21 protein-coding genes are annotated in these 25,366 nt (G+C 45.5%); 3 read left to right on the top strand and 18 right to left on the bottom strand.

From position 1 onward, the window contains the following. Window positions 1-9: 9 nt before the first annotated feature. From ACTXGJ_RS02740 to ACTXGJ_RS02700, 9 genes are all read right to left on the bottom strand, one after another. Window positions 10-2,127, bottom strand: coding sequence for an acetyl/propionyl/methylcrotonyl-CoA carboxylase subunit alpha (locus ACTXGJ_RS02740; protein ID WP_443565033.1), 2,118 nt, complete (start codon window positions 2,125-2,127; stop codon window positions 10-12). Window positions 2,128-2,175: 48 nt separating this feature from the next. After that, on the bottom strand, window positions 2,176-2,976 hold the full coding sequence (locus tag ACTXGJ_RS02735) for an enoyl-CoA hydratase/isomerase family protein (protein ID WP_443565032.1): 801 nt from the start codon (window positions 2,974-2,976) through the stop codon (window positions 2,176-2,178). Between the two features lie 197 nt (window positions 2,977-3,173). Further along, window positions 3,174-4,784, bottom strand: coding sequence for a carboxyl transferase domain-containing protein (locus ACTXGJ_RS02730; protein ID WP_443565031.1), 1,611 nt, complete (start codon window positions 4,782-4,784; stop codon window positions 3,174-3,176). A 72-nt stretch (window positions 4,785-4,856) separates the two neighbouring features. Beyond that, window positions 4,857-6,626 (bottom strand): AMP-binding protein, encoded by a 1,770-nt coding sequence (locus ACTXGJ_RS02725; RefSeq protein WP_443565030.1) that lies wholly within the window; start codon window positions 6,624-6,626, stop codon window positions 4,857-4,859. Between the two features lie 285 nt (window positions 6,627-6,911). After that, window positions 6,912-8,129, bottom strand: a complete 1,218-nt coding sequence (locus ACTXGJ_RS02720) for an FAD-dependent oxidoreductase (RefSeq protein ID WP_443565029.1) — start codon at window positions 8,127-8,129, stop codon at window positions 6,912-6,914. Between the two features lie 196 nt (window positions 8,130-8,325). Further along, entirely contained in the window at window positions 8,326-9,045 is a 720-nt protein-coding gene (locus tag ACTXGJ_RS02715; RefSeq protein ID WP_439240653.1) for an amino acid ABC transporter ATP-binding protein, read from the bottom strand. Window positions 9,046-9,254: 209 nt separating this feature from the next. Next, window positions 9,255-9,926, bottom strand: coding sequence for an ABC transporter permease subunit (locus tag ACTXGJ_RS02710; RefSeq protein ID WP_439240065.1), 672 nt, complete (start codon window positions 9,924-9,926; stop codon window positions 9,255-9,257). Then, complete coding sequence (locus tag ACTXGJ_RS02705) at window positions 9,923-10,669, bottom strand: amino acid ABC transporter permease (RefSeq protein WP_443565028.1); 747 nt, start codon at window positions 10,667-10,669, stop codon at window positions 9,923-9,925. The genes ACTXGJ_RS02710 and ACTXGJ_RS02705 overlap by 4 nt, the downstream gene beginning before the upstream one ends. Window positions 10,670-10,762: 93 nt before the next feature. Next, window positions 10,763-11,746, bottom strand: a complete 984-nt coding sequence (locus ACTXGJ_RS02700) for a glutamate/aspartate ABC transporter substrate-binding protein (protein WP_443565027.1) — start codon at window positions 11,744-11,746, stop codon at window positions 10,763-10,765. Window positions 11,747-12,032: 286 nt separating this feature from the next. Between ACTXGJ_RS02700 and hslO the strand changes: the two genes are divergently transcribed. Further along, window positions 12,033-13,016: an Hsp33 family molecular chaperone HslO gene (gene hslO, locus ACTXGJ_RS02695; RefSeq protein WP_443565025.1), complete on the top strand. Its 984-nt coding sequence runs from the start codon at window positions 12,033-12,035 to the stop codon at window positions 13,014-13,016. Between the two features lie 103 nt (window positions 13,017-13,119). Here hslO and ACTXGJ_RS02690 read toward each other — a convergent pair whose 3' ends face one another. The 9 genes from ACTXGJ_RS02690 to ACTXGJ_RS02650 all read right to left on the bottom strand — a co-directional run bounded on the left by ACTXGJ_RS02690 (window position 13,120) and on the right by ACTXGJ_RS02650 (window position 21,975). Beyond that, complete coding sequence (locus tag ACTXGJ_RS02690) at window positions 13,120-14,625, bottom strand: alpha/beta fold hydrolase (protein WP_443565024.1); 1,506 nt, start codon at window positions 14,623-14,625, stop codon at window positions 13,120-13,122. A gap of 192 nt (window positions 14,626-14,817) precedes the next feature. Beyond that, entirely contained in the window at window positions 14,818-15,474 is a 657-nt protein-coding gene (locus tag ACTXGJ_RS02685) for a fumarylacetoacetate hydrolase family protein (RefSeq protein WP_443565084.1), read from the bottom strand. A gap of 35 nt (window positions 15,475-15,509) precedes the next feature. After that, window positions 15,510-16,235, bottom strand: a complete 726-nt coding sequence (locus ACTXGJ_RS02680) for an ABC transporter permease (protein ID WP_443565023.1) — start codon at window positions 16,233-16,235, stop codon at window positions 15,510-15,512. Window positions 16,236-16,247: 12 nt separating this feature from the next. Continuing rightward, window positions 16,248-16,982 carry an ABC transporter permease gene (locus tag ACTXGJ_RS02675; protein WP_443565022.1) on the bottom strand — a complete coding sequence of 245 codons (735 nt, stop codon included), beginning with the start codon at window positions 16,980-16,982 and terminating at the stop codon, window positions 16,248-16,250. A 478-nt stretch (window positions 16,983-17,460) separates the two neighbouring features. Further along, entirely contained in the window at window positions 17,461-18,315 is an 855-nt protein-coding gene (locus ACTXGJ_RS02670; protein ID WP_443565021.1) for an ABC transporter substrate-binding protein, read from the bottom strand. A gap of 137 nt (window positions 18,316-18,452) precedes the next feature. Continuing rightward, complete coding sequence (locus tag ACTXGJ_RS02665) at window positions 18,453-19,415, bottom strand: transporter substrate-binding domain-containing protein (RefSeq protein WP_443565020.1); 963 nt, start codon at window positions 19,413-19,415, stop codon at window positions 18,453-18,455. Window positions 19,416-19,444: 29 nt separating this feature from the next. Beyond that, on the bottom strand, window positions 19,445-20,245 hold the full coding sequence (locus ACTXGJ_RS02660; protein ID WP_439257361.1) for a transporter substrate-binding domain-containing protein: 801 nt from the start codon (window positions 20,243-20,245) through the stop codon (window positions 19,445-19,447). Window positions 20,246-20,621: 376 nt separating this feature from the next. Next, window positions 20,622-21,419 carry an ABC transporter ATP-binding protein gene (locus ACTXGJ_RS02655; protein WP_439240085.1) on the bottom strand — a complete coding sequence of 266 codons (798 nt, stop codon included), beginning with the start codon at window positions 21,417-21,419 and terminating at the stop codon, window positions 20,622-20,624. 232 nt (window positions 21,420-21,651) lie between these two features. Next, window positions 21,652-21,975 carry a hypothetical protein gene (locus ACTXGJ_RS02650; RefSeq protein ID WP_439240087.1) on the bottom strand — a complete coding sequence of 108 codons (324 nt, stop codon included), beginning with the start codon at window positions 21,973-21,975 and terminating at the stop codon, window positions 21,652-21,654. A gap of 434 nt (window positions 21,976-22,409) precedes the next feature. Between ACTXGJ_RS02650 and ACTXGJ_RS02645 the strand changes: the two genes are divergently transcribed. Then, a complete protein-coding gene (locus tag ACTXGJ_RS02645; RefSeq protein WP_443565019.1) occupies window positions 22,410-23,711 on the top strand; it encodes a glutamate-5-semialdehyde dehydrogenase in 1,302 nt (433 codons plus the stop codon). Between the two features lie 317 nt (window positions 23,712-24,028). Next, window positions 24,029-25,303: a sodium/glutamate symporter gene (gltS, locus tag ACTXGJ_RS02640; RefSeq protein WP_439240091.1), complete on the top strand. Its 1,275-nt coding sequence runs from the start codon at window positions 24,029-24,031 to the stop codon at window positions 25,301-25,303. Window positions 25,304-25,366: the final 63 nt, after the last annotated feature.

Below are 25,366 nucleotides of genomic sequence, written 5' to 3'. Positions count from 1 at the left end.
TTGTTATCCTTAAGCTTCGCTCGTTTCGCTATCAATTCGCAGTAGCTCATCACCATCAGCCACTAAGTCGCCCGCTGCAAATAGCAATTCAGCGACGATACCATCTGTGGGTGCGGTAATGGTATGTTCGATTTTCATCGCTTCAATTACCGCCAACGCCTCCCCTTGCTTAACGCTATCACCGACAGCGACTTTAAAGGCGATAACTTGCCCAGGCATAGGTGACTTCAGGCTACCTACTGCGGCAGACTCTTCACCGACATGTAGCATCAAATCAATCAGCTTAATCTGATCGCGGCCAGTATCGGTAAACACGTAAACCGTCTCTTTATGCGTCCAGCTTTGCGCATTAATACGCGTATCATCAAGCCATAGAGTATGATTATTTTCATCATCACTTTGGTAGCTAACCTGAGCGTCATATAGAAGCTCGTCTGTCTGTTTTAAAGCATTATTTATAGCATTGTCAGTGCTGTTGTCGGGTTCGATAGTCAGTAAAAAGTGATTAGAATTATCTGTATTTTTTTGACTATTAGCATGACTAGCATTATTCCAATCGCTAATGCGCGCAAGGTAATCTTGCTCATTATAAGTTAGGTTAAAAGTACGCGTATAATCGGTATAAGCACGGAACGCAGAAGCCTGACTAAAAGGGTCATTGACGTTAGCATTCATACTAATGCTGTCTTTCTCGCTAGCCAACTGCTGCACGATAGCCATCGTCACCAACGTCGTAAGCTTCAGAGGATGCTGATTGAATAGCTCATCCGCTTCACGCTCAATCAGCGCCGTATCCAGATTAGCCTGACTAAAGGAGTCGGTATTAATCACATAACGCAAAAAAGCTACGTTATTCGGCAATCCGACAATACGAGTGAGTGCTAATGCTTGATCTAGCTTAGCTAAAGCTTGCGTGCGAGTCGGGGCATGGACGATAAGCTTGGCAATCATCGAGTCATAAAAAGGGCTAATCACATCGCCTTCGCGCACGCCATCATCAATACGTACATCATCAACCACAAAGGTGCTGTGCTCTGGCTTTTGATACCTAAACAGCGTGCCAGTCGCAGGCAAGAAGTCATTATCTGGATTTTCCGCACAGATACGCGCCTCAATCGCATGACCATTTATCTTCAGATCTTCTTGAGATTTCGGTAATTTCTGACCCGCAGCTACGCGTAATTGCCATTCAACCAAATCGACACCCGTGATCGCTTCAGTCACCGGATGCTCGACTTGCAGACGCGTATTCATTTCCATGAAATAAAAACTCATGCCCTCATCGCGCTGCTCAACGATAAACTCTACCGTACCCGCACCGACATAATCGACCGCGCGCGCGGCATCGATCGCCGCTTTACCCATTGCAGCACGCATGGACTCATCAACGTCAGGCGCAGGCGCTTCTTCTAGCACTTTTTGATGGCGGCGCTGTACGGAGCAGTCGCGCTCGAACAGATGCACATAATTACCGTGACTATCGCCGAATACTTGAATCTCGATATGGCGCGGTTTGAGGGCATACTTTTCAATGAGGACTTGGTCATTACCAAAGCTAGTGATGGCTTCACGGCGACAGGACTCTAAAAGATCGGTAAAGTTATTACTATCCTCAACGATACGCATACCTTTGCCGCCGCCGCCAGCACTGGCTTTAATCAGCACCGGATAGCCAATAGCATCGGCTTTATCTTTTAAGAATGCTGCGTCTTGCTTCTCGCCATGATAACCGGGAATGAGCGGTACATCTGCCGCTTCCATCAAACGCTTGGATTCGGACTTACCGCCCATCGCTCGAATAGCATCGGCAGATGGTCCAATAAATACTAAGCCCGCATCTTGACAAGCTTGTGCAAAGTCGGCGTTCTCACTCAAAAACCCATAGCCAGGATGAATTGCCTCAGCGCCGCGCTCCTTGGCAATAGCAATGATAGCATTGCCTTTTAGGTAGCTATCCTTTGGCGCAGAGCCTCCGAGATAGACAGCTTCATCACAAACAGCGACATGCTTAGCATATTGATCGGCATCTGAATAAACCGCGACCGTACGTACGCCCATACGCTTGGCAGTAGCCGCTACTCGGCAAGCGATTTCACCACGATTGGCGATTAGTATTTTGGAGAACATAGCAATTCCTGTGCTTTATATTTGATATTTTATCGTCATTTGAATAGGTTACTTTTGCTTATCAACTAACCAATCCGGCTTACGCTTTTGCAAAAATGCTTGTACCCCCTCGCGGCCTTGCTTAGACGCGCGAATATCCGCAATCTCTTTTACCGTATCAGCAATTAACTCATCAGTGATAGTTTCGCCTGCGATATTATGGAGTAAGCGCTTGCAAGTCCTAACCGCGTCAGGGCTATTACTGACAATCTTCGCGCATAATGTAGCGACCGTATCTGCAAGACTCTCTTCACTAACGCGCTCATGAACAAAGCCAAGTTGCCGCGCTTTTTTGGCATCAAATACTTCAGCCGTTAAAAAATAACGCTGTGAGGCTCTAGCGCCCAAAGCCCGAATGACATAAGGACTGATGGTCGCTGGAGCAAGGCCTAGACGTACTTCGCTAAGACAAAAATTCGCATTTTTAACGGCAATAGCGATATCACACACTGCCACGAGTCCAATACCGCCGGCATAAACGTCGCCTTGAATAGCAGCAATGGTAGGCTTAGGACAGTCATAAATGGTTTTGAGCATTTGCGCCAGTTTATCAGCATCAGCTAGGTTTTCCTGATAATCATAATCCGCCATAGCACGCATCCAGTTTAGATCAGCGCCGGCACAAAAGGCTTTTCCCGCTGCTGCTAAAACAATCACGCGAACCTCATCGTCTTTGCCTAAAGCGCTGAACACTGTATTTAGCTCGCTAATCGTTTTATCATTAAAGGCATTACGTATTTCAGGACGATTTAAGGTCACGGTTGCGACGTAGTTTTCTATGGTTACTAATAGGTTTTTATAGTTGGTCATTTATGTTTGTTCCTATTCTTAGCCTTGGTCTTAGCACTGGTTTCTTATAGTCGATAGCAAATAAAACAAATACATTATATTGCAACGCGAAACTGATATGAATTTTTCTGGCGTGCTGTGTCTACGCTGACAGAGGCTGCGAAAAATTAATACCAGTCTCGCTAAATCGTTTTTATATCACACACAATATATAATAATTACATTCTAAAAATACCAAAAGTCGTCTCTTCAATAGGCGCATTATGAGCAGCGCTCAATCCTAATGCTAACACCTGACGCGTATCCGCAGGATCGATGACGCCATCGTCCCAAAGACGCGCGGTGGCATAATAAGGATGACCTTGCTCTTCGTACATCTCCCGTATTGGTGCTTTAAACGTTTCTTCGTCCGCTTCGCTCCACGACTCGCCTTTACGCTCGAAGTTATCACGCTTCACTGTCGCCAATACCGATGCCGCTTGCTCGCCGCCCATCACCGAGATACGCGCGTTTGGCCACATCCATAAAAATCTCGGGTCATAAGCACGGCCGCACATACCATAGTTACCCGCGCCAAAAGAGCCGCCGACGATAACGGTAAATTTAGGCACTTTAGCATTAGCAACGGCCATCACCATCTTCGCGCCATGACGGGCAATCCCTTCGTTTTCATATTTGCGCCCGACCATAAAGCCGGTGATGTTTTGCAGGAATACTAAGGGGATTTTGCGCTTACAGCATAGCTCAATGAAATGCGTGCCTTTTTGCGCCGACTCGCTAAACAAGATGCCGTTATTAGCAATAATACCAACTGGCATGCCTTCGATATGGGCAAAACCGCAGATAAGGGTATTAGCAAAGCGCGCTTTGAATTCATCAAAGGCGCTATCATCAACGATACGAGCGATAATCTCTTTGATATCAAAAGGCTTGCGCTTATCGGTTGGGATAATGCCGTATAATTCTTTGGCGTCAAAGCGCGGTGGTCGCGGGGTGATTTGATTGGGAATGACTTTGGCATCGCGATTCAAGTGTCCGACGATATCGCGCGCTATAGATAACGCATGAGTGTCGTTTTGCGCCAGATAATCGACCACCCCTGATAGCCGCGTATGCACATCACCGCCGCCCAAATCTTCTGCGCTCACCTCTTCACCCGTCGCTGCTTTCACCAATGGCGGGCCACCGAGAAAGATAGTGCCTTGATCTTTGACAATGATAGATTCATCGCTCATCGCAGGTACATAAGCACCGCCTGCCGTACAGCTTCCCATTACTACCGCGATTTGTGGAATACCCGCTGCGCTGAGATTGGCTTGATTAAAAAAGATACGCCCGAAGTCATCTTTATCAGGGAATACCTCATCTTGATTGGGTAGATTTGCGCCACCGGAATCCACTAAATAGACACACGGTAGATGGTTTTGCTGCGCGATTTCTTGCGCGCGTAAATGTTTCTTCACCGTCATCGGATAATAAGTGCCACCTTTTACTGTGGCGTCATTACAGACGATCATGCACTCAATACCATTAACACGGCCAATACCGGCGATGACTCCTGCCGCTGGAATATCTTCGCCATACATATCATGCGCGGCCATTGGAGCGACTTCTAAAAAAGGCGTGCCAACATCAAGCAGACGCTCCACGCGCTCACGTGGCAACAGCTTACCGCGCGCTAAATGCTTGGCACGAGCGCGCTCTGATCCGCCTTGGGCAATCTTATTTAAATGCTGATATAAATCATCAACGATTGCTTGCATGGCTCTACTATTTTGCTGAAACTCAACGGAGTTGGGGCTTAGTTTACTGGTAATGACGGCGCTCATGGTATTCCTTGTTATTTATCTTTTCACTTAGCAATTTATCTCAAAGTACACTCTAACCACATTCAATCAAAGTTATACCAAGCCCAACTCTTCTTTCATTTGCTCAATAATTTTGTACTTTTGAATTTTACCGGTAATGGTCATTGGGTACTCAGTGACAAAACGATAGTAAGCTGGGATTTTATAATGGGCAATATTATCACGGCAGAACTGTTCGACCTCCTCTTCGCTTAAGCTGTCTGGCTCTTTGGGGATAATCCACGCGGCCAATACTTCGCCGTAGCGCTCATCAGGGATACCAACGATTTGTACGTCGCGTATTTTTGGATGACGATACAGATAGTTTTCAATCTCAACAGGATATATATTTTCGCCGCCACGTATGACCATATCTTTACTACGCCCGACGACTTTAACATAGCCTTCTTCATCCATCGTAGCCAGATCGCCCGTATGCATCCAGCCATCCTGTATGGCCTCGCGGGTTTTAAAGCGGCTGCCCCAATAACCTTTCATCACCGAATAGCCCTTTGTTAGTAGCTCGCCTGTTTCGCCAATAGGTAGAATCTCGCCAGTTTCAGTATCGACGACCTTGACCTCAAGCGCCGGTTGTACCAGTCCTACCGTCGAGACTTGCTTCTCAAGCGGGGTATGCTCATTGGTCTGACAGGATACAGGACTGGTTTCGGTCATACCATAAGCGATAGTGACTTCCTGCATGTGCATCTTGTCGATAACCCGGCGCATGACCTCAATCGGACAGCTCGAGCCTGCCATAATGCCAGTACGTAAGCTCGATAAGTCAAAGTTATCAAAATCAGGATGATCAAGCTCAGCGATAAACATCGTTGGCACCCCATGCAGGGCGGTACAGCGCTCTTCTTGCACGGTTTGTAAGACACTAAGAGGTTCGAAACCATCGTTCGGATAAACGATACAGCCGCCATGCGTTAGAATAGCTAAATTACCTAGCACCATACCAAAACAGTGGTAAAGCGGTACTGGAATACATAGCCTATCCTCGAAGGTGAGATTCATCGCCTCGCCGATAAAGTAGCCATTATTTAGTATATTACGGTGGCTTAGCGTGGCGCCTTTTGGCGTACCTGTGGTGCCGCTAGTAAACTGTACGTTAATCGCATCAGTATTTTTGAGCTGAGCTTGGCGCTTAGCAATACGAGGGTCGTTGGCATCACCTTCTGCTATCCAATCTGAGAACTTTTGCATATAGCTAAAGTCCTCTGCATCCTCTGCACTATCGATCCAAATAATGCGCTCAACGGTCGGTATCTCAACCAAATCGAGCTGATTAAAGGTTTTATGATAAATCTCAGGGCAAAGCTCGCGAATCATCTGCGCATAATCACTACTCTTAAAGTGACGCATAAGCACCAAAGCTGAGCAGCCTAATTTATTTAGGGCGTATTGCAGCTCAAAGGTACGATAGGCAGGATTGATGTTAACTAAGATAACGCCAACTTTAGCCGTAGCGAGCTGCATTAATAACCACTCGCTATTATTGTGCGACCAGATACCGATACGATCACCAATCTCAAGCCCCATCTCGATAATAGCGCTAGCAAGCTTATTAACTTGTTGTTGTAGTTCTTTATAAGTCCAGCGGATATGTTGATGACGTACGACTAGGGCTTCGCGCTTAGGGTATTTGGCAACGATAGCATCAAAAAAGTCGCCGATAGTGGCTTCTATGAGTGGTACGTCAGGACCTTTGTCATAACTTTGGGTGAGAGGAGCATTGGCAGAGCGTGCGCCCATATTTATTTTTGGAATATTATTTAGAATATCGCTGGAGGCAGTGCCGAATGAGGGGGATTGAATCATAACGAGTCCTTTCGTTGTACTTTTCCGTTTTGCTAGCTAAGCGTATAAATAAAGCTATTATGCCTTGTTTTTCCTTTATATCTAGTCACTATAACGCCTGCAATGAAATCCTGTCAATCATATTGATACAAGATGTCTCATTAAATAATTAATAGCGTTGCAATAACTAACGAGTTATAAAAAGCCAATCTCCTATTCAAATAAAAGACTGGCGATTGAACTACCCTACCTCTGAGACTACCCTACCTATGAGCTGCCATACCTGTAAGAATAGAGCGCTACTCATTAAGCCTTATCCGCAGGCTTTACTGGTACTTTAAGCGATACCGTTGCTTTTATGGCTTTATCATCGGCAGAGTCATCAAGTAATTCCATCACTAGCTCATCAGTCGTTTCGGTTTTGACTTGCCAATTGCCCATCGCTTGCGGTACGCCGACGACGGTGACCGCGATTGCTTTATTTTTCAAACGTATCATCGGCGGTTTATGGTCGTAGCCAGCATGCTTGAGACCCAAAATATCATCAGCGATAGTCGCCGCTTGCGCGCGTAGCGGGGCCACATAACGACATGCCACGCCATCGATAGACATGCAATCGCCAATTGCATAGACATTATTGGCGTTGGTGCGCAGAGTTGGTGCATCGACAACAATACCGGTACGCGGATTGAACTCAATGCCTGCCGCCGCGGGTAGCGTATCATCGACGACTAAGCCAGTACTGGCAATCACATGATCGACTATCACAGTATTAGACTGCCCTTTTGTCTTTTCTAACGGCTCATAGCTGACTTCCAGTCTGTTATCATCATTACGGGCGATACTGGTCACCTGATATCCGCCCAAAAAATCAATCCCTTGCGATTCTATAGCCTGCCTAATACGCGCGGTGGCTTTCGCCGGTAGCATTTGCGCAAGCGGCGCCTCATTAAGATCAATTAGGCTGATTTTATGACCCGCTTTAAGCAAGTCTTCGGCGATCTCGGTACCGACCATCCCCGCACCGACGATAGCTACATGCTGGCTGCCAGTCGAGAGCTTTTCTTGCAACTGACCAAAGCGCTCAATATGATTGACGTGCCAGACTAAATTCTCCGGCAAGCTCTTAGGAAATATCGGATGCGCGCCCATCGCTAGGACTAGCTTATCATAACTGATGGCCGCGTAATTGGTGTTGGCAGGATCTGAGCGGTTCGCAGAGATAAGCTGCAGTTTTTGGCTTGCTGCATTGATATCACTGACCTGCGTGTTGGCTAATAAAGTGACGTTGGCTACTTTTGCAGCCTCCTCCCCTGTCGCTCGCACTAAGTCTGCCGGCTTCTTATCTTGGCTAATGGCCATCGTCAGCATCGGCTTGTGATAGCGATCAGCGTTGTCAGCCGTGATTAAGGTAATCGGTATCTCTTTATCTTTACTACGAATGGCATCAATAACGTGCCAGCCTGCTAAGCCTGCGCCAATGATAACTATGCCAGAATTTTTCGATGATTCATCAATGCTCATAAAGTCTCCAAGATAGTTTTTTATAATTAATATGAATAGGGTTTAAGATAATAGCCACTATTGTAGCAGTAAAAAAGAAACGCTTGTAAACTGAGAATTTACAGTAAACCAGCGGGCATAAAAAAGCGCCTTATAAAAAGACGCATAAAGCTAAATGGTAAAGACTTTTGCTTAATATTTGCTGAATACTTGAGAGTTAGTGATTAAGAATCTTTGATAAAAACTGCTGAGCGCGATCACTTTTTGCGCCTTCAAAAAACTCCTCTTTACTGCAGTTCTCAACGATATAGCCTTCATCCATAAAGATAATGCGGTTCGCCACTTGGCTAGCAAAGCCCATCTCATGGGTTACGCACATCATCGTCATGCCCTCACGGGTCAGCTCTACCATCACATCGAGCACCTCTTGAATCATCTCAGGGTCGAGCGCGGAGGTCGGCTCATCAAACAGCATCGCCACCGGATCCATCGCCAGCGCTCGCGCAATCGCTACCCGCTGCTGCTGACCACCGGACAGCTCAGCCGGATATTTTGGCGCTTGCGCGCTTAATCCCACGCGGTCCAAGTAAGCCATGCCTTTTTGTTTGGCTTCAGACTCTTTACGGCCCAAAACCTTAACTTGTGCCACAGTTAAGTTATCAATGATCGTCAAATGCGGAAACAGCTCAAAGTGCTGAAACACCATGCCCACGCGGCTACGCAGTTTAGGCAAGTTCGTTTTTGAGTCGCCAACTGAGATACCATTAACCATGATTTGCCCTTTTTGAAAGGGCTCAAGGCCGTTGACGGTTTTGATTAGGGTCGACTTACCGCTGCCGGACGGGCCACAAACCACCACCACATCGCCTTTATGGACATGAGCGGTACAGTCGGTGAGCACTTGAAAGTCGCCATACCACTTACTGACGCTATCCATTTCAATGACTATCTCATTGCTAGCATGACCGTTATCTGTAACCAATCCGCCAAAGTCATTTATAAATGTATTAGCCTTATTCATCGTTGGCTCCTAGCCTTATGCTTAATATTTTTGCAGTGTATTTAAAATGAGTGATAGTGCTATGTCAGTAAGGTTTAGGCTATTTCATTTCGCAAACCTTTGCTGTTTAGTTGTTTAATTAAACGCTAAAACCTAAGCTTTTTTTGCACTTGCTGCACGCCAATAGAAGCGGTCAAACTGATAATAAAATAAACTGCGCCTGCGCCTAGTATGTAAGGTGTCAGCAGTCCCATCAGCTCTCCGCGCACGTAAGCGGCACGGAAAAAATCGGTCAAACCAATCGCAAAGACTAAAGTGGTATCTTGGAAGAGAATAATACACTGCTGTAGGATCAGCGGTAGCATTTTACGAAAGGCTTGTGGCAAAATAACCAAGCGCATGGTCTGCCCATAAGTCATGCCAAGCGCTCTTGCCGCATTGACCTGACCACTGCCAATAGATTGAATACCTGCCCGTACTACCTCTGAGAAATAGGCGGCCTCAAACATCATAAAAGCCACAACACAAGAGGCAAAGGCGGCGTTTAACTGCAGGTATCTACCCGCCACCCAAAAATAAATCATCGGTACGGCGAAATAAAACCACAACAGCACCAATAGCAGCGGCACTGAACGAAAGTAGTTTACGTATAACTTGGCGGGTATCTCTAAGGCTTTAATGCCAGATAGGCGCATCAAGGCTAGTATCGTGCCTAGAGTAATGCCGCCTAAGATGGCTAAAAATAGTACTTTTAAGGTGGTAATCATCCCGCCCATAAGGCCTGGATATGCGGTCGCAAGTTCGGTCATCATATTCATTTCTGACTCCCTGCAATAAGCCCTGGCACGCGAAGTTTTCGCTCAATCAAACCCATAATGGCGATCAGCGATAGATTAAACACTAAATAGATAATCGTCGCATAAGTATAGATCTCAAGACTATTTTGGGTATATTCGCTAATGGTCTTAGTCTGACTAATCAGCTCCATCACCCCAACGAGCGAAGCAACAGAGGCGTTTTTGAAACAGTTGGTCAACTCAGAGCTTAAGGGAGGTAGGATAATACGAAAGGCTTGCGGCAATAACACTTGCTTATAAGCCTGCGGAATACTAAAGCCTAGCGCATAAGCGGCATTGATCTGACCTTGTGGTAGTGACTCGATACCCGTGCGCACTTGCTCAACGATACGCGCGGCGGTAAATAGACCCAGGCCGATACTCGCTGAGAGCATCGCTGAAGTATTAGGCGTAAGCTCCTTATACCACCATTCTTGTAGCGTAGGCGTCAGCCACCCTGGGGCAATATAGAACCAAAAGAACAGTTGTACCAGTAGCGGAATATTACGAAAGAAGGTCACGTAAGCGGTACCGATCGCCCGTGCCGGTTTGCTTGGCAAAGTACGCATGATACCGAAAATAGTACCAACGACCATAGCAATGGCCCAAGCGATACTACCAATTAACAACAGCCAGCCAAGGCCAGTTATCATCCAATGGATATACAGCTCGCTACCGACACCAGTATGCTCAAAGAGCACACCCCAGTTCCAGCTATAATTCATGCTTGTCTCTCCAAGCAGTGGTTGATAGGCTTAACCCCTAAAAGCTTCAATAATGAAGCTTTTAGGAATACCAGCTAAATTGAGGATCGAAAGTTACTGGGCCATAGCCATTTTTGGCTGTGCACTATCATGAGGGTCAGCAATGAGTGCTTTTAGGTTATCTGACATCTCAAAGTTTAAGTTGACGTTTTTCGGCGGGATTGGGTTTAAGAACCACTTATCGTAAATGCTATTGATCTCACCTGAGCTAAAGACATCAGTTAAGGCTTTATCGACTACTGCTTTGAACTCAGGATCGTCTTTACGCAGCATACAACCATAAATCTCAAAAGATTGCGGCTCGCCTACGATGACCCACTCATCTGGATTTTTAGCTTTGGCTTTCTCGCCCGCTAATAGTACATCATCCATCATAAAGGCATCAGCACGGCCATTTTCTAACATCAAAAACGCTTCGCCATGGTCTTTGGCTGAGATGACATTGGTGTCCATCTGATTTTCATCGATATACTGACGGATATAACGCTCTGAGGTAGTGCCTGCGGTAGTGACTAGCGTCTCATCGGCTAAGTCTGCAAAGGTACTAATACCTGAGTCAGTCGCTGTCAGTAAGCGAGTTCCGATCTCAAAGAAACCGTTTGAGAAGCCCACTTGCTTTTGGCGCTCTTCGTTATTGGTCGTTGAGCCACACTCAAAGTCGACTGTGCCGTTTTGTACTAACGGAATACGCGTTTGCGAGGTAATCAAGTTATAGCGAACATTTAAGTCCGGCATATTAAGCTCTTGCTTCACCGCTTCTACGACTTTCATCTCAAGATCATGTGCATACCCCATCGGTTGATTCGGATCGTCAGCGATATACGAAAAAGGAATAGAAGAGTCACGATAGCCGACAACGATAGTGCCTGAGTCTTTGATTTTTTGGAGGGTGCCATTGGCATTTGTAGAGGTTTCAGTGGTCGCCGCATCCTCAGTTACAGCTTCATCGGTAGCCGTTTGACTGCTATTGTTACAACCGGCTAAACCTAGTGCCATAAATGCTGCTAACGTTAGAGGTTTGGTGAGTGCGTAAGCCATAAGATCCATCCTTTTATCACATCATTATTAGTTTAAAAAATGCTTAATTAGCTATTACTAATAGGCATCCGTGCAGTTACTTTTAGTTATCTTAATGCAACTTAATGTTACTGTACAACACTTTTATAATTATTGTGCAAATTTTTGGCTTATTGTCGCTTTTTTCGGCTTAAATCAATACGCGGCTAGCTACGAGATTTTGCCATTAGCATCTTTTCTATGATTGATAAATTCCGAATAATCCCCATAAAGCTAGCACTCTCTTAACTCGATAAGATAAAAATATATGACACAAGATACTTCAGCTATGCAGACAGATCACACGCAGCCCTCCGAAAAAAAAATAGATAATGATGTGCGTCAGCGCTTCTTTATCGAAGACTCGCCAGTACGCGGTGATGTGGTGCGCCTGTCGCGTAGCTACGCTTCTACCATTGCCCAAAAGCCTTATCCTGAAGCCATCAAACGCTTGCTGGGCGAGATGCTTACCGCAGCAAGCTTGCTGATAGGCACAGTGAAGATAGAGGGTCGTTTGTCTATCCAATTGCAGTCTTCAGATAGTGAGAGCTTACTGAACTGGGCGATGGCAGAGTGCGATCAAAACGGCATTATCCGGGCGCTTGCTAGCTGGAAAGCGGACAACGATGAGCAAGTGGCTGCTTGGAATGACAAGACTTGCGCTGACGAGGCTTTCGCTGAATTGGGCGCGACTGGTCAAGGCGTGTTGTTTATCAATATTCAGCCGAATAATGGCGAGCCGTACCAAGGTATCGTTGAGCGTAGCCATGATAATCTAGCCGACTGCTTAGCCCATTATCAAAAGCAATCAGCTCAGATTCCAACGCTGATTAACTTAGCATCAGATGGCTTACAAGCCGGCGGCATACTAGTGCAAATGCTACCGCGTACTGCTGCAGAGAACATCGAAGTGGAGCAAAATCAAGATGCCGGTATCGACGATGACTTGTGGACGCGCTTGACGATGCTGACCAGCACAGTCAAAGGCGAGGAGTTGACCACGCTTGCAGCCAATGAGATTATCTATCGCTTATATAACGAAGAGAACGTCGTTGCCCCTGAGCCTATCAGCTTAGAGTTTGGTTGTACTTGCTCGCGTGAGAAGTGTGAGACGGCTATTGCGCAAATCGGTGAAACCGAAGCGCTCGATATCATTGAAGAACAAAACGGTACTTTTGAGATGGATTGCGGCTTTTGCGGTGAGGTCTATAAATTTGACAAAGACGATGTGACGGCTATTTTTTCAGATTAGTTTGACGTCTTATTATGCTAACTCAAAAACCCTTTAAACTTTTGTTTAGAGGGTTTTTGTTTTTTTAAATTTCAGTCTCTTAAAATTGGTACATCCCTCTTGTTTAAGACTCTTCAGCGACCAATCCTAAGCTGCAAGGATAAGAGTGAATACGGTCGCGACTGGCGTAATCGCTTTTGCCATTATCAAGCAGCCAAGCCACGACTTGCTCGCGCACTCGTCTACTATGGATTAGACCCATATGATTAACACCATAAAAGATCGCTTTATGACCCTCTGGTACAAATAGATTATGCTCGCCATCGTCTTCGCCCAAAGCTGAAGCTACTGACACTAGACTATCCCCGAGCAGATTGGTTACTTTCGAGTCATAATGGGTCTCTATTAAGGCGCTAGCGACAAAATAGGTCTTAATACCGCTCGGCAGACGAGCAGGATGACGGAAGTCCTGTGGCACAACATTTCGGCCCTCTAAAGATTGCCAATCGGCATCACGAATACTACCGTGACGCAAATCAATAATACCGGCGCTACGCATATCACCTAAATGCGCAAGTGAGCTTGCGAAGGGGACTTTGGAGATGATGTCTTGAACCAAAAACCCAATACGCTCAAGCACAGCGCCGTGATGCGGCGAGCCTAAAGTAATCAAGTTACCCACGCGCTTCATCCAATCTAGGCGATCTTGTTTGGCATAAAATAGTGCGCTACGAGCCACTAAACCGCCCATACTGTGCCCTACTAGATCGATTTGACTGATATTTGGGTTATTATCCACTAAGTCTTGCAACAGTTTAGAGAGTTTGCGGCCACTACGAGAGATACGTCGGCCAGTATTATAATCTAAATAAAGCACCGTCGCCTCAGGCTGACTGCGACTAATCGCCTGACCTAAGCTATTGTACTGTTGTGGATGCCAACTTAAGTAACTTAAGCATAGACCATGACATAAGATGATAATGCGCCCTGATAGCTCTTCGCGTTGAGGGATACCCTCTTTGTCGTATAGTGCCATAGGGATCGCAAGCGAGTTGTTGTTATTGACTAAATGATCGCCCATTACTCCGTTAAAAACATTGACGAGTTTTTTTAGACTAACAGGAAGTGGTTGGGAGCTAGTTTGCGTTGCCACGTTTTTATACAGACGCAGTCCTGAGGAGAGATTATTACCCACTAGCAACATCACATGGCGTACGAGTCCGTAGACGCGCCCGGTGACACCGCCATGCCAGTTTTTTAGATGGTTTTCGTTGAAGCGCCCTATCGGACGCAGCATAATCTCGCGGTGCATAGACTCGACAATATCCGTCACCTCGACCACGCCCATCGTCGCAAGCTGCGCCAACCCTTCAAAAAAACCCCCTAAAGTGAGCGGTTGGCTTTTGACGGTTTCATCAGCACCATCTGCTAATAACCTGACCAATTCATCCACATCAAGCGCATCGAGCTGCGAGAGGTGTTCATACAAATCACCATGAATTGGCATATTAGACTTTTCTACAGGATGAGTTCCTGGCTGATAGTGAATGACACCCTCATTACTAAAATTACTTCCGTAGCTATCATGGGTAGCATCAGGCAAGTCTGTAGAATAGATATTAGTAGTCATGGCGTTCTTTGTAGCACTCATATAATAGGTGATTTCTGCAAAAGAGAGCTTTCTATACTAGCGGTTAAATGCAACAAAGAGAAGAGAATGATTTGATATATAAGTAAATTTTGTGCTCAGAAGAGCAAGATGATAAAGAAGTATAGTATTCGTCGCTAGACATAGCTGAGGATAATAATGAAAGCGAAGCGGTTATCGTACTTGGCTCTGCCACTGCTTCTCCCCTAGCACCAATCTTACCTGATCGCCTGCTTGTAGTACGCCCACCCCGCTTGGCGTACCCGTCATAATGACATCGCTTGCTTGCAAGCTAAAAGCGTGGCTGATTTCGGCAAGCAGTTCATAGATGGGAAATAGCATCAAGGCACTATCACCGTCTTGCTTGAGCTCACCGTTGATATAGAGCTGATACTGAATGTGCATTAAGTCGTTGAAACTTTGCGGATCAAGCCAGTCAGCGAGTACGCAAGCGCCATCGAAGCATTTAGCGCGCTCCCAAGGATGGCCGTTGGCTTTAAGCTGGCTTTGCAGTTCTCTTAAGGTTAAATCTAATCCTAACGTCACAGCACCTATGGCTTGCTGTGCTTGCTCGGTAGTCGCATCGGATAAATCAGCCGCGAGCTGAATGCATAGCTCCGCTTCATAATGAGTATCACCATAAACATTGGAATCTGGAACAATAATATCATTCTGTATGGAAACGATAGAAGAAGCCGGCTTCATAAAAAGCAGCGGCTTAGACGGGACTGCATTACCCAGCTCATGAGCGTGAGCGGCGTAGTTACGACCGACGCAAACTACTTTGCCGATATGAGCCCGCGTCTCACCATTGATATTATTATCAGTCATTCTCAGCAATTGGCTCATAACTCACCTCGGCTCAATTATGGAATAGTATTGGTCATTACATCGGGCGGCACGTAACTGGCATGACGGTTCATTCTTTTCTCAAAACGCCCAAAGCTAAATAATATGATCCATGACAATAATAAATAGACAATACCAGCAGCAAAGAATAGCTCCATCAAGGTATAAGTCCGCGCACTAATAGTACGAGCCACGCCGGTGATATCCATCAGCGCAATGGTCGAGGCTAGCGCACTGCCTTTGAGCATAAAGATAACTTCATTACTATAAGCAGGAATGACAATACCAAAAGCGCGTGGCAAAGTAATACGAGTGAGCTTTTGCCACGGTGACATACCGACAGCGTCTGCCGCCTCCAGTTCACCGACAGGAATGGCCTGAATAGCGCCGCGGATAATCTCTGCTAAATAAGCACTGGTATTGAGCGTAAAAGCGATAATCGCACACCAGTATGCCTGGCTCAGCACCGGCTCCCACAAGAATGACTCGCGCACCGCCTCGAACTGTCCCAAACCATAGTAGATCAAGAATATCTGTACTAGCAGCGGCGTACCGCGAAAAAAGAAAATATATAAAAACGGTAATAGCTGTACCAGCCAGCTTTTAGACAGACGTAGTAACGCCAAAATCAAACCAAAAAACAGCCCAATGATTCCTGAGATAACGACGAGCTGTACGGTCAGTACCGCTCCGCCTAGTAGATCCGGAAAGTACTCAAAAATAACCTGCCAATTCCAATCCATAATATCTCTCCTCTACCCTAAAGTCGATGGCTGATGAGTGGATTGACGGCTGATTTTTTTGGCATAGCGTGCCGCGGGATTAGCGCGCCATTCTAGCCAAATCATAAAGCCGGTAATAAGCATAGTGAGACCTAAATAGATAATGGCGGCGGCCATATAAAAGGTAAAAGGTTGCTGAGTGGATTGCGCCGCGCGTGAGGATTGATACATAATATCTTTGAGACCAACGACCGATACTAGAGCGGTATCTTTGAGCAAGACTAAGAACAAATTACCAAGGCCTGGCAAGGCAATCTGCCAAACTTGCGGCAAAGTAATCCGATAAAAAGTCTGAAAAGGACGCATCCCTATCGCTTGTGCGGCCTCCTTTTGCCCGATAGGAATCTCTTGGATGGACATCCGAAAGATTTCAGTGGCATAAGCACCGAAGGCAATAGATAAGGCCATCACCCCGCCCCAAAAAGCGCTGATCTCCACATACTCATTATAGCCGAACTTTTTGAGGATGCTCATCAGCAAAATAGAGCCCCCATAATAGATGAATAGCACTAATAGTAACTCAGGAATACCACGCATCGTTGCGGTATAGACAGTGGCAAGCTTGCGCAGTAGCCAGAAGTTCGAGAGCTTAGCCGTTGCCCCAAGGAGCCCTAACAGCATTCCTATTATCAGGCTAGTTACGGCCAGCTTAATGGTGACGGTCGCGCCGCTTAATAGCAGGGCACCAAATCCTTGTAAATCAAACACAGTTATTCACTCAGTCTCTATATGTTAGTCGCGTCACTCGCGTTTCTGCCAAGCCATCAAATAACGCTCAAAATGCCAGTTTACTGTCCTGACGCTAGCTAAAATAAAGCACTATTTATGGTCTGTAGTAACGAGAAGCGGTTTTGGAATATATAATAAATGACTATCAGTTGACCCAAAGATTCATTCACTGATGATTCAGATAAAAATAAGCGCTGATTTTATCATAACTGAGGCACTCGATGTTAACGCTGATAGCAAATACCCAGTCAAAATAGAGAGTTAGCCATTATAAAACCGCGTCTTTTGCTATAAATCCATCATGAGTAAAGAGCAATTATGACTAGCACCCTACTATTAATAAAAACTATCTCCATAAAAAAGGATACCACGAAGCCGCGATATCCTTTTAAGAGCTTATCAAGCTTATAAACCATTCCAGTAGCGCCGTCACCCTCACAGTAAAAGCTTGAACGTATTATTTAGTCTTGCTAGGCGTGGGCACTGAAAAGTATTTTTCGTTAATAGCCGCGTAAGTCCCATCTGCTTTTATAGCTGCCAACGAGTCATTAATTTTCGCTTGCAGCGGGTCACCTGGACGTACTGCAATAGCAAAATTATCATCAATATCGATCTCATCGCCTTTTAGCGTATATTGGCTGCCCGAGGCGGAGCTGAGCCATTCGATAGCAGGTAGTTTATCAGAGATCATCGCCTCAACTCGCCCCGAGCCTAAGTCTAAAAAGGCGTTACTCAAAGTATCATACAGCTGCATATTCGCTTTTGGATAAGCCTGCTCTAGCCACTGGGACGAGATCGTCGAGCGCTGAGCGGCGATGCTTTTTGAATTGATATCATCAGGATTACTAGGGTCAAAACCGCTACCCTCTTTTGCCAAAAACACTAACGTATTACTAAAATATGGATCAGTAAAGCTGACTTGCTCGGCGCGCTCTGGCGTAATCGACATAGCGGCGACAATAGCATCATATTTGCCCGCTTTAAGACCGGGGATAATACCATCCCAATCCTGCGCGACAATCTCACAGGTGACCCCCATATCAGCACACAAGGCATTGGCAATTTCGATATCAAAACCGCCAAGCGAGCCATCAGCGTTGGTATAGTTAAAAGGAGCATAGGCGCCTTCAGTACCGATACGCAAAACCTCGCCAGTGGCTTCAGTGGCAGCCGTATCAGTGGATTCTGTATTAGCGGTATTGGTCTCTTGACCATTACTACAGCCCGCTAGCACCCCTAAGGCTACTGCCGCAATAAAGATTTTGTGTAGCGTCTGGCTTGAGCCAAAAAAACTAGGGTAATTTATCATCATCCTTGATTCCTTTTGATAAGTAAGTCGATACAAGCACTATAAACAATAATGGCGCCCTATGCTATGAGAAGCATAAAGCGCCACTATATCCGGTTCAGCATAAGACCATAGCGATATAAAATATCACTGTCTAAGTTTTAATTACTAGTGGTTTCTGTCTGCTCTTCGGCTGCGATAGTTGCATTTGCATCGACATCGACATTATCGCTTTCAACGACTACGACTTCTTTAACACTATCTGCTGCCGCCGCTTTATTCGCCGCCGCAGTAGAGCTCGTACCGAAGTAACTTCCTGTGATCTGATCGTAAGTGCCATTGGCCTTTAACTCAGCCAAAGCTGTGTTGAATTTACCAACTAGAGGATCACCTTTACGAAAGGCAATACCCATCGCGTCTTCATCGGTGCTAATCTCTTCGCCTTTGACTTCGTAGTCTTTACCGGCTTCGGTTTTCAGCCAGTCGATACCCGTGACTTTGTCAGACATCATAGCGCGTACGCGACCTGAGGTCAGATCTAAATAAGCGTTATCTTGCGTATCATAAAGCTTGATATCAGACTGTGGATGCTCGTCTTGCAAATACTGCGCCGCTACCGTTGAGCGCTGTGAAGCAATTGGCTGACCATTTAAGTCGGCAACCGTAATATCATCGCCTTTTTTACCAATAAGAATGATACCAGTGTGGAAGTAAGGATCGGTAAACTCAACGACTTCTTTACGCTCTGGGGTAATCGACATACCTGCGATAATCGCATCGAACTTTTGCGCATTTAAGCCAGGAATCAAACCATCCCAGTCCTGCGAGATCAGCTCACACTCTGCTTGCATCTGCGCGCACAAAGCATCGACCAGCTCGATTTCATAGCCGATCAGCTTGCCATCAGCATCGGTGTAACTAAAGGGTTTATAGCTCGATTCAGTAGCGATTTTTATGTTCATTGGCGTCTCGGTAGCTACGCCTTCATCCGCAACTTGGCTTTCCTCTGGCGCTGAGCTATTACTACAAGCGGCAAGCATCAGCATAGCAGCGCTAAGCGGTGCTAACCAGAGTGCTTTGTTGGGCAAGATTGACTTGTTTTGAGAATATTTAGATAAGCTCATTATGTTTTCCTCAGTTATCAGGCAGTAGATTATTGGTTGAAGTTTGCTTGTTCTAGACGAGCCAACTCACCGTTACTACGGATCTCGCTCAAAGCTTTATTAAAATCGTCTCTTAAAGGATCACCTTTACGAACAGCGATAGCGATGTTGTCATCGTTATCAATCTCATCACCCACGATACCAAAACCTTCTGGATTGTCTTTTAACCAAGCTTTAGCTGAGACTTTTTCAGCCAATACTGCATCGCTACGACCAGACTTTAGGTCTAAATAAGCATTGTCATAGTTATCATAAAGCTGCACAGTATTGCCGTCTTTACCTTCATAATTATCTTGCAGATAGACGCCAGGCGTGGTTGAGCGCTGACCACCTAAGTTCAGGTTACTGATAGCATTAGGATCAAAACCACCATCTGCATCAGTCAGCCAAACCATAGTATTAGCAAAGTACGGCTCAGTGAAGTCCACCTTTTCTTGACGCTCTGGAGTGATAGACATACCAGCGACAACGGCGTCATATTTTTGCGCCAAAAGACCTGGAATAATTCCATCCCAGTCTTGCGCGACAATCTCACAGTTAGCTTGCATCTGCTCACATAGAGCATTAGCAACATCGACATCATATCCGGCGATACTGCCATCAGCATTGGTATAGTTAAAAGGAGGATAAGCCCCTTCGGTAGCAATACGAATGGTTTTACCCGCGACATCGGCAGCAGGTGCATCAGCATTTGCATCCACCGTATCGTCGCTTGGCTGGCTACAGGCGCTCAATGCTAGCGCTGCGGTGATAGTCATCGATGACCACAATAGACGAGAATTCGACATCATATATTCCTTATTTTAATTTAATATCCTTATCTAATCACTGACTAAACAGTCGTAATAGTGATAGATATTAGCAGCTTATAAACCCATCGATAATACCTGACAAAAATATCAAAAACAAACGTTTTAGGTATTGACTGTTATTATTGGGTAATAAACGGTTCTGCTATTGTCAGCTATAAGTAAAGAGATTCCGCTATGAAAACATATGAGGTTGATCTCTTTGTAGGATCCATGCCGCGCGCAAGCGAAACAGAGCTGCGTAACCTAGGCTATAAAAGGAAGAAGGTTAATAACCTGGTACTGGTTTGAAAATAGCTCAACTGATGCAAGCAGACTTATCTAGCCGATTCGTCAGCTGACAAGTCTGAAATAAGGATTAGTTCTGGCGATGGGAAGCCATAAAGTCTCTGACGCGCTGCGAGTTTGGATTATCAAATACTTGCTCAGGCGTGCCCATCTCCTCGATGATGCCTTGATGCAAGAACACTACTTGGCTTGACACATCTCGAGCGAAGCGCATCTCATGGGTGACGATCAGCATAGTACGGCCCTCTTCTGCTAAGTCTTGCATGACGGCGAGTACTTCGTTGACCAGCTCAGGATCAAGCGCGGAAGTTGGTTCATCGAATAAGAGCACTCTTGGCTGCATAGCCAAAGCGCGGGCAATAGCAACCCTCTGACGTTGACCGCCAGAGAGATTGGCAGGATAAGCGTCTTTTTTATCGGACAGCCCTACTTTTTTTAGAAGCTGTTCGGCTTCACTGATGGCTTGATCTTTTTTGATTTTTAGAACCTGAGTCGGACCTTCGATGATATTTTGCAATATGGTTTTATGCGGCCATAGATTGAAGTTTTGAAAGACAAAACCAACGCGCGCACGTAGATTCTCAAGCTGTCTATGATCTGCCGCTTGCATCTCGCCTGACTTATTGGCTTTTAGCATCAGCTCATCTTCACCGATACTGATACGCCCTTTAGTTGGTTTTTCTAACAAGTTGATACAACGTAATAACGTCGACTTTCCGGAACCCGACGACCCCAAAATCGAGATCACGTCGCCATCATAGGCGGTGAGCGATACCCCTTTTAGCACCTCTAAAGAGCCGTAGCTTTTATGCAGATCTTGTATATCTAAAGCGATGGGGCGAGTCGAGTCTTTGGCAATATCAAGCATGGTTAAACAGGTTTCCGATTGTTATGAATAAGGCTTTCAAGCAGCTTACTGAAGTAAAAGGCAGCGTATTGTCGCTTATAATACAGCAAAAAGGCAAATACTCTCTATTATTGGCCATTACTCCATAAATAAAGCCCAAATCACTGTCATAATTTGAGCTTTATTTTAACACTTTAAGCCACCTAGCGCTCCATTATCTGTAACGCCAATGACGCAGCGATATCCGTAACCCTTAATAAGTCGAGACGTGTTCCTCAGACTCAGAACCATCGAGGACATCAGCATCGTCTACCGTTGCTATAGCAATGTCATCATCGGCGCTCGCTACTGCAACGTCATCATTAACCATGGGATCATCAGAGATATCTGCACTATTGACGCCTTCAGTCACTTGCGCAACATCATCAACGCCGGTAGCTTCTTGCTCTACTTGCGTTTGCGGATCTAGCGTTGGATCCTCCTCAGTAGTCGCCGCGCCTTTATCAGAGCAAGCGCTAAGTGTTAATGTAAAAGCGGCCGCTGCGCATAACCCTAGTTTATAAGTCGATTTTTTCATATTTCCCTCGCTAATTAGTTTTACAAGATGTCACTCATATCAAGCTGTTAATACATCTAATATTTAACGCTTAGTATAATCAGATCTAGTAATGACTACCTTAGTAGTTGCAACACAGTTGTGTTAGAGACTCGTAAGACAAAGCCTTTAATGATCCATAATCGATGTTAAAAACGCTTAAATCGAAATTGCAAATGAGCGCTGTTCACAAATTCAACTTTACTCTAACCACAATCTGCTCTATGTTAAATAGCATAACGCTTTATCCTAAGTGAGAACAATAATTAAGACACTTGTTAAAGCACTGGATTTAGCCCTTATTAACGATATTCTTTACAGCCCTTTAGTTGGACTTTGCCTGTTTAGGCCTTTTTGCTCGTCTAAAACATTTATTCCAAATAACGATTCATCCGTAACCAAAAGGAAAACAATTTATGAGTCAAGCGAATACCTCAGATATAAAAGCTTATATGCAAACGGTCGGTAAGCAAGCGCGCGCCGCCTCTCGTGCCCTCGCGGCTGCCAATACTGGCGATAAAAACTCAGCACTTATGAGCATTCATGATGAGTTAGTCAACGCGAAAGCCGATATTTTAGCAGCGAACAAAATAGATATGGATAAAGGTGATAGCAATGACTTGGAGGCCGCCCTACTCGATCGCTTAGAGCTAAACGATGCTAGGTTCGATGGCATGCTTCAAGGTCTCAAAGACGTCGCCGCCCTACCCGATCCAATCGGGGAAGTCACTGATATGACGTTTCGCCCCTCCGGCATCCATCTAGGTAAAATGCGGGTGCCGCTCGGTGTGGTTGGTATGATTTACGAATCGCGTCCTAACGTGACTTTGGAAGCCGCTTCTTTAGCGCTTAAATCTGGCAACGCTATTATCTTGCGCGGTGGTTCTGAAGCTTTTGAGTCCAATCAAGCCATTGCTAAATGTATCCATAAAGGCTTGAGTGAAGCCGGTCTCTCTGAGCACAGCGTGCAAGTACTAGAAACCACTGACCGCGCGGCTGTCGGTGAGCTGATTACAATGACCGATTACGTCGATGTCATTGTCCCACGCGGCGGCAAAGGCTTAATCTCTCGTATTAGTGAAGACGCCAAAGTACCAGTCATCAAGCATTTAGATGGTAACTGTCATACTTATATCGATAGTGATGCCCAAGCTGATATAGCAATAGAGGTCAGCGTCAATGCCAAGACACATCGCTATGGCACTTGTAATACTATGGAAACGCTATTGGTCGATAAGGCCGTCGCCGATGAGATGCTACCGCAAATTGCGGAAGCTATCGTCAAAGCCGATGAAGCGATGCAGCTGCGTCTCGATGAGCAAGCGCAAAGTATATTAAAAGACAATGCTAAGCTTGACGGTCATCTCTCAGCAGCTACTGAAGAGGATTGGGATACTGAATACCTTGCGCCTATCTTAGCGGTAAAAGTCATCGATGGACTTGACGCGGCGATTGAGCATATCAATACTCACGGCAGCCATCATACTGACGTCATTATCACTGATAATTATAGTAAGTCGCAGCGCTTTATCCGCGAAGTCGACTCCGCTAGTGTGATGATTAACGCCTCTAGCCGCTTTGCTGACGGCTTTGAGTATGGTCTTGGCGCTGAGATTGGTATCTCAACCGATAAGATTCACGCTCGTGGCCCAGTTGGATTAGAAGGTCTAACCTCACAAAAATGGATCGTCTACGGTCATGGGGAGACCCGCGCTTAACATCTGCTTAAGCAAGCACTTTATCAGTGCTCAACTGGCTTTTAGCTAGTTACTTATCGTTTAATTTAAAGTATAATCCAAAAACAACGTCAGCCTAATCGCTGGCGTTTTTTATTATTTAAATTGATAGCTTTTTAGATTAAATAAATTATTGCACATACCTATAAAGAGTATGGCAAGCCGCAGCTATGAATTATACTGCTACATAAAGACTGATAACGGCTGTAACAGATACATCAGAAGAATAGGGTGTTGCTTCATTATCAATCAGTCCTATTATCGAGTTTACAACCGAAGTTTACGAGAAGGATTCATTTATGGAAATGACATTAAACGGTTATTACACCTTGATATTGGCAACATTAGTGCTATTACTTGGGCGTTTTTTAATCAAAAAGATCAAAGTGTTAGAGGATTTTAATATCCCAGAACCTGTGGTCGGTGGCTTGGTCGCCGCGATGATTGTTTATGCGCTCAATCTGATTTGGGGCTATAGCTTCAACTTCCATCAAGGGTTACAAACTGCAACGATGCTGATGTTCTTTGCTTCTATTGGCCTTAGTGCCGATTTTGGCAGACTCAAAGCGGGCGGCTCGCCGTTATTTATCTTTACAGTTGTGGTATCGGTATTTATTATTTTGCAAGATATCGTTGGCGTCGCTATGGCCAGTGCGCTAGGACTCGATCCGCTACTTGGCTTAGTGACAGGCTCTATCGCATTGACCGGTGGGCATGGTACTGCAGGCGCATGGGGCGTAGTATTAGAAGAAGAGTATGGCGTAGTCGGTGCCACCACTTTAGGTATTGCGGTTGCCACTTATGGCTTAGTCGCAGGTGGCCTCATCGGTGGACCTGTCGCACGCAAGCTCATTCGCAAGCTAGGCATTCGTCCTACCCAAGATGATCCTAACCCTAGTGATATCGAAAAGGTAGCCAGTTCACAGTCGCTGTATAGTACCAAGCACGATGAGGATGAGATTCTTAGCAGCAAAGAAATCTTTGAAAAACCTGATCATATCCGTCTGATTACCGCCTCTTCCACTATTGAGTCGTTAGCGCTATTTGCTGCTGCTTTAGCTTTTGCCGATATTATGACGACAGTGGCCGAAGATACTTGGTTCCAATTGCCTACCTTCGTTTGGGCGCTAGCCGCTGGGGTAATCATTCGTAACTCACTCACTATTGTCTTTAATTTCGATATGTTTGATCGGGCGATTGATGTCATCGGTAACGCCTCTTTGAGTCTATTCTTAGCTATGGCGCTCCTTTCACTGAAACTTTGGCAGTTAACTGATTTGGCCGGGCCTGTACTGATTATTTTGTTAGTACAAACGCTTATTATGGTGATCTATGTCTACCTTGTGACCTTCCGAATTATGGGCAAAGACTACGATGCCGCTGTACTCTCTGCGGGTCATTGTGGTTTCGGTATGGGCGCCACCCCGACGGCCATTGCCAATATGCAGGCGGTAACCGATCGCTACTTAGCTTCGCCCAAGGCTTTTTTGATTGTCCCTATGGTCGGTGCATTCTTTGTCGATATCGTTAACGCTACGGTACTGCAAATATTTACTCAGCTCCCCTTTATGTAGGTTTTTAAGTAAAAATTAAAATAAGTAGATATGAATAAGCCCCGATTGTATTTGTATGATTGG

This window comes from Psychrobacter sp. 1Y11, assembly GCF_052259045.1.
Lineage (GTDB): Bacteria > Pseudomonadota > Gammaproteobacteria > Pseudomonadales > Moraxellaceae > Psychrobacter.
This window is presented reverse-complemented; position numbering and strand designations above follow the sequence as displayed.